A 5,666-nucleotide genomic window follows, 5' to 3' on the forward strand; every position below is an offset into this window, starting at 1 on the left:
CGCCCACTGGCTGAGCGTGCGCAAGATGCCCGCCGACACCCCGCTGTCCGAGGTCATCGCGGACCCGCGCATCGTCGCCGCCGTCCAGAAGGCCGTCGACTACGCCAACGAGGCGGTCTCGCGCGCCGAGTCCATCCGCAGATTCACCCTGATCGAGGGCGAGTTCACCGAGGACAACGGCCTGCTCACGCCCTCCCTGAAGATCAAACGAGCCGCGGTCACGGCGGCGTACACGCGCGAGATCGAGGAGCTCTACGGTGCCTGAGCACGAGCCCGAGCACGAGCCCGAGCCCGGTCCTGCGGCCGAGCCCGGTCCCGGCACGGACCACGACGTGATCGTCGTCGGCTCCGGATTCGGCGGTTCGGTCTCCGCCCTCCGGCTCACCGAGAAGGGCTACCGGGTCGCGGTCCTGGAGGCCGGCCGCCGCTACACCCGTGACACCCTGCCGCGCACCTCCCTCAAGCTGCGCGACTACCTGTGGGCGCCCCGCCTCGGGATGTACGGCATCCAGCGCATCCACCTGATGAAGAACGTCATGGTGCTCGCGGGCGCCGGGGTCGGCGGCGGCTCCCTCAACTACGCCAACACGCTCTACGTGCCGCCGCCGCCCTTCTTCCGCGACCCCCAGTGGGCCGGCATCACCGACTGGCAGCGCGAACTCGCCCCCTACTACGACCAGGCCCGCCGCATGCTCGGCGTGCGCACCAACCCGACCACCACCGAGGCCGACGAGCTGCTGCGGGACGCAGCCGGGCGGATGGGCGCGGGGGACACCTTCCGCCTCACCCCCGTCGGCGTGTTCTTCGGCGACGGGCAGGACGCCGACGGTACGGCGACCGCCCCGCCCGGCACCGAGGTCCCCGACCCCTACTTCGGTGGTGCGGGGCCCGCCCGCACCGCCTGCACCGAGTGCGGCTCCTGCATGACCGGCTGCCGCGTCGGCGCCAAGAACACCCTCACCGAGAACTACCTCCACCTCGCGGAACGGGCCGGCGCCGAGGTCCGCCCGCTGACCACCGTCACCGCGGTGCGCGAGTGCGACGACGGCACGTACGAGGTCACGACCGTGCCCACGGACAAGCGGCGCCGCGGCCCGCGGACCGTGCTGCGCGCCCGCCGCGTCGTCCTCGCCGCCGGGACCTACGGAACCCAGACCCTGCTGCACCGCATGAAGTCCGACGGGACCCTGCCCCGCCTCTCCGCCCGGCTCGGCGTGCTGACCCGCACCAACTCCGAGGCGCTGGTGGGCGCCCTCACCTGGCCGCGCCGGCTCGGCCGCAAGGACATCGACTTCACCCGCGGCGTCGCCATCACCTCGTCCGTCCACCCGAACCCCACCACGCACATCGAGAACGTCCGCTACGGCAAGGGCTCCAACCTCATGGCCCTCATCTGCGTCCCGCAGTACCGGCAGAACCTGCCCAAGCCGGTCGCCGCCGCCCTCGCCCTCCTCGCCCACCCGGTGCTCGTCGCCCGCACCGTCGTGCTGCGCCGCTGGTCCGAGCGGACCATCATCGGGCTCGTCATGCAGACCCACGACAACTCCCTGACCACGAGCCTGACCCGGCGCGGGCTGCTCACCGCCGAGCAGGGGCACGGCCGGCCCAACCCCGTGCACATCCCCGAGGGCTGGGAGGCGGCCGGGCTCATCGCCGAGTCCCTCAACGGCTTCGCGGGCACCAACCTCGGCGAGCTCATGGGCAAGCCGCTCACCGCGCACTTCCTCGGCGGCTGCCCGATCGGCGACGGCCCCGACACCGGCGTCATCGACGCCTACCACCGGCTCTACGGCCACCCCGGCATCTCCGTGGTCGACGGCTCGGCGGTCTCCGCGAACCTCGGCGTCAACCCGTCCCTGACGATCACGGCGCAGGCCGAGCGCGCCATGGCGTACTGGCCCAACAAGGGCGAACAGGACCCGCGGCCCGCACCCGGCGACGAATACCGGGAGACGGCGCCGGTCGCACCGCACGCCCCGGCCGTACCGCCGGGGGCGTTCGGGGCGCTGCGCCGGTGAGACGGCGCCGGGCCGTCAGCGCGGATCGTCAGCGCGCGGCCGTGGCGGTGACCGCCCCGGCGGGTGTCAGCGGCGGCCGCGGCTCAGGCGGGCGCCGAAACCGTAGTAGAGGCCGAGCAGGATGCCGCCCGCCGCCGCGACGATGCCCGTCGCGCGGTCGTTCCCGGCCATGCTCGTGAGCCCGACGGCCGCGGCGTACGCCATCGGAAGCCACCAGTTGTAGCGGGTGTGTCCGCTCGGTCCCTGCTGCCTCTGCCGCTCATCCATGCCGTGGTCCCCCGTCGTCGTCACGCGTCGTCGTCGCGGATCTCCCTGCCCGCACGTCGGCCGGGAAGATCATCGCATCGCGGCCACCCGTTGTCAGGGGCCAGGCGAAGGAGACGCTGCGTGCTGTCCGGAGACCGGAGCGTGACGTGTATCTCAGGCCGTTTTGCCTTGGTGACGCCGCCATACTTCTGTGACCTGTGGTTATTCTCCGTGAGCGAGTCTGGGATCCAGACTGCTGGGGGAACGACCGGAAGTAGGGACAACGGGGATGGAAGCCACGGGGGGCCAGGTTCACTTCTGCGTGCTGGGGGTGCTGGAGGTCTGGGCCGACGGACGGCGACTGCGGATCGGCGGCGCCATCCAGGAGCGGATCCTCGTCACGCTGCTCCTGGAGCCGGGCCGGGTGGTCCCGGTGTCCCGGCTCGTGGAGGCCGCCTGGGACGAGGAGCCGCCCGCGACGGCCGTCCACCAGATCCGCAAGGCCGTCACCGACCTGCGCCGCCGCATCCCCGGCGGCAGCACGCTGATCGTCACCGAGCGCCCGGGGTACCGCGCGGTCGTCGACGGCGACCAGCTGGACCTGAGCCGCTTCACCCGGCTCGTCGCCCAGGCCCGCCAGGAGCTCGCGGCCGGCGTGCCCGCCCAGGCGGCGGAGCTGCTGCGCGGCGCCCTCGACCTGTGGCGGGGACCGGTCATGGGCGGGCAGGGCGGGGACACGGTCGGCGCCGTGGGGACCGCGCTGGAGGAGCGCCGGCTCGCCGCGGCGGAGCAGCTGCTGCAGATCCGCCTCGACCAGGGCGAGAGCGGCGAGCTCATCGGGGACCTGCGGGAACTCATCGCCGACCATCCGCTGCGCGAGACCCTGCGCGGCCAGCTGATGCTCGCGCTGTACCGGTCGGGCCGCGCGGCCGAGTCCCTGGAGGAGTTCGGCCGGGTCCGCAGCCTGCTCGCCGAGGAGCTGGGCATCGACCCGGGCCCGCGGCTCACCCGGCTCTACGAGGCGATCCTGCACGACAGCGAGGAGCTCGCCGGGCCGGCCCCCGCGGGCCCCGCCGCGGTGCCCGCGCCCGCGGTGACGCCGTCCACGCTCCCGTACGACCTGACGGACTTCACCGGCCGCGGCAGCGAGCTCGACCGGCTCACCGAGCTGGTCGGCGGCGGACGCGACGGCGCCCGGATCGTGGCCCTCGACGGCATGGGCGGCTGCGGCAAGACCTCGCTGGCCGTGCACGCGGCGCACCGGCTGGCCGAGCGCTACCCCGACGGGCAGCTCTGCTTCGACCTGCGCGGGTACTCGCCCGGCGAGGAACCGTTGCAGCCCGCGGCCGCGCTCGGCGCGCTGCTGCGCACCCTGGGCGTACCGGACCAGCGGATCCCGGAGGACGAGTCGGGCCGGGCCGCGCTGTGGCGGGCCACGCTCGCCGGCCGGCGGGTGCTGCTCCTGCTGGACAACGCCCTCGACTCGGCGCAGGTCAGACCGCTGCTCCCGGCGTCCCGCGACTGCCTGGTGCTGGTCACCAGCCGGGCCCGGCTGGTGGATCTGGACGGCGCCGAGTGGATCTCCGTCGGCACGATGCCGCCCGCCGACAGCAGGGCCCTGCTCACCGAGACGCTCGGTGGGCAGCGCACGGGGGCGGAGCCCGAGGCCGTCGACACGCTGGCCGAGCTCTGCGGTCATCTGCCGCTGGCGCTGCGGATCGCGAGCGCCCGGCTGCGCAACCGCTCGCGCTGGACGGTCCGTTACCTCGTGGACCGGCTGGGCGACGAGGCCCGGCGCCTGGGCGAGCTGAGCTCCGGCGAGCGCAGCGTCGCGGCGACGATCCAGCTCTCGTACCAGGCGATGGACGCCGCGCACCGCACCGCGTTCCGGCTGCTCGGACTCCATCCGGGCACCGAGGTCGACGCGCGTTCCGCGGCCGCCCTGTTCGGCCTGGACCTCCAGGACACCGAGGACATCCTGGAGCGGCTCCTCGACGTCCATCTCGTCCAGCAGCAGCAGCTCGGCTGGTACACGCTGCACGACCTGGTGCGCAATTTCGCCCAGAGCCTGCGGACGGACGACACCCGGGACGCCGACCACGCCGCGACGGGCCGCATCCTCGACTACTACGTGGCCGCGTCCGAGCAGGCCTGCACGGTGCTCTTCCCGCGGCGGGCGCGGCGCCCGGTGCCCGGGGGCGCGCCGGTCACCGAACTGCCCCCGCTCGGCGACCCCGACCAGGCGCGCGACTGGCTCGCGCAGGAGGACACCGCGCTGCGGCACGCGGTCGCCCTCGCGCACGAGCACGGCTTCGACCGGCAGACCGTCCCGCTGGCCCGCAACGTGATGTTCTTCCTCAACCTGCGCAGCTCGTTCGACGAGTACGAGCGCATCGCCCAGCTCGCGGTGGACTCCGCCCGGCGCCGCGGGGTGGAGCAGGACCTGCGCACCGGCCTGTCCAACCTGACCTCGGCGCACTGGAAGCTCGGCCGGTTCCGGGCCGGTCTGGCGTCGGCGCAGGAGGCCCTCGACCTCGCGCGGGCCGGTGGCGACGTCCACGGGGAGGCGGTCAGCCTCGATCAACTCGGGCTCCTGAACGCCTTCCTGGGCGAGCTCGAGGAGGGGCGCCGACAGCTCGTCCGCAGCGTCGAACTGCACGAGAACCCGATGCGCAAGGCGATGGCCCTGACCAATCTGAGCACGGTCCACTCGTGCCTCGGCTGGTTCCGGGAGGCCGCCGAGGCCGCCGCACAGGCGGTCGCACTGCACGGCAGCGACGGCGAACGCTCCAACCAGATCCCGGCGCTCAACGACCTGGCCATCGCCCGTCTCGGCCTGGGGGAGCCGCGGCCCGCCGCGGTCAGCCTCTCGCTGGCGCTGAGCCTCGGCGACGAGGCGTCCATCCCGGAGGACCTGGCGCTCACCCTCGCGCTGAGCGCCGACACCGAGCAACGCCTGGGCCGGCACGCCCTGGTGGCCGGCTACGAGGAGCGGGCCCTGGACCTGGTGCGGACCCGGGGCACGACGCTGCGGCGGTGCGAGGTCGAGAACATCGTCGGCCGGCTGCGCCGCCACCGCGGGGCCTACGCGCAGGCCATGGAGCTGCACAGGAGCGCCGCCGGGTGGGCCCGCTCCATCGAGTGCCGGGTGGAACTGGCGCGCGCCCTCGACGGGATGGCGCACGCCGCCGCCGCGCTGGGGGACGCGGCGGCGGCCCGGGAGTACCGCACCGACGCGGACGAGCTGTTCGCCGCGATGGGCGTGCTCGCCGCGCCGCGCAAGGCCGGCTGACGCGTCAGGGACGCGCGGTGTCGGGGCCGACCTCGCTGTTGAGCACCGGGCTGTCGGGGCCGACCTCGCTGTTCACGACGGGACTGTCCGGGCCGACCTCGCTGTTCACG

At 74.1% G+C, this 5,666-nt stretch carries 3 protein-coding genes and 1 pseudogene; 3 read left to right on the forward strand and 1 reads right to left on the reverse strand.

The features are described 5' to 3' along the window. Both GTW43_RS25980 and GTW43_RS25985 read left to right on the forward strand, forming a co-directional pair. Positions 1 to 265: pseudogene (locus tag GTW43_RS25980) on the forward strand (long-chain fatty acid--CoA ligase); the annotation flags it as partial. 67 nt (positions 266 to 332) lie between these two features. Beyond that, a complete protein-coding gene (locus GTW43_RS25985) occupies positions 333 to 2,018 on the forward strand; it encodes a GMC family oxidoreductase (protein ID WP_343246117.1) in 1,686 nt (561 codons plus the stop codon). Positions 2,019 to 2,084: 66 nt separating this feature from the next. Here the strand turns inward: GTW43_RS25985 and GTW43_RS25990 are convergent, their stop codons facing one another. Then, positions 2,085 to 2,285 (reverse strand): hypothetical protein, encoded by a 201-nt coding sequence (locus GTW43_RS25990; RefSeq protein WP_161304417.1) that lies wholly within the window; start codon positions 2,283 to 2,285, stop codon positions 2,085 to 2,087. Positions 2,286 to 2,553: 268 nt separating this feature from the next. Here GTW43_RS25990 and GTW43_RS25995 point away from each other — a divergent pair, with 268 nt between their 5' ends. Beyond that, positions 2,554 to 5,556, forward strand: a complete 3,003-nt coding sequence (locus tag GTW43_RS25995; protein ID WP_161304418.1) for an AfsR/SARP family transcriptional regulator — start codon at positions 2,554 to 2,556, stop codon at positions 5,554 to 5,556. Positions 5,557 to 5,666: the final 110 nt, after the last annotated feature.

The organism is Streptomyces sp. SID5785 (assembly GCF_009870065.1).
In the GTDB taxonomy this organism is placed as follows: domain Bacteria; phylum Actinomycetota; class Actinomycetes; order Streptomycetales; family Streptomycetaceae; genus Streptomyces.

Coding starts and splice junctions, on each gene's coding strand:
- GTW43_RS25990 (WP_161304417.1), bottom strand. CDS start 2,285: ATGGATGAGCGGCAGAGGCAGCAGGGACCGAGCGGACACACCCGCTAC.
- GTW43_RS25995 (WP_161304418.1), top strand. CDS start 2,554: ATGGAAGCCACGGGGGGCCAGGTTCACTTCTGCGTGCTGGGGGTGCTG.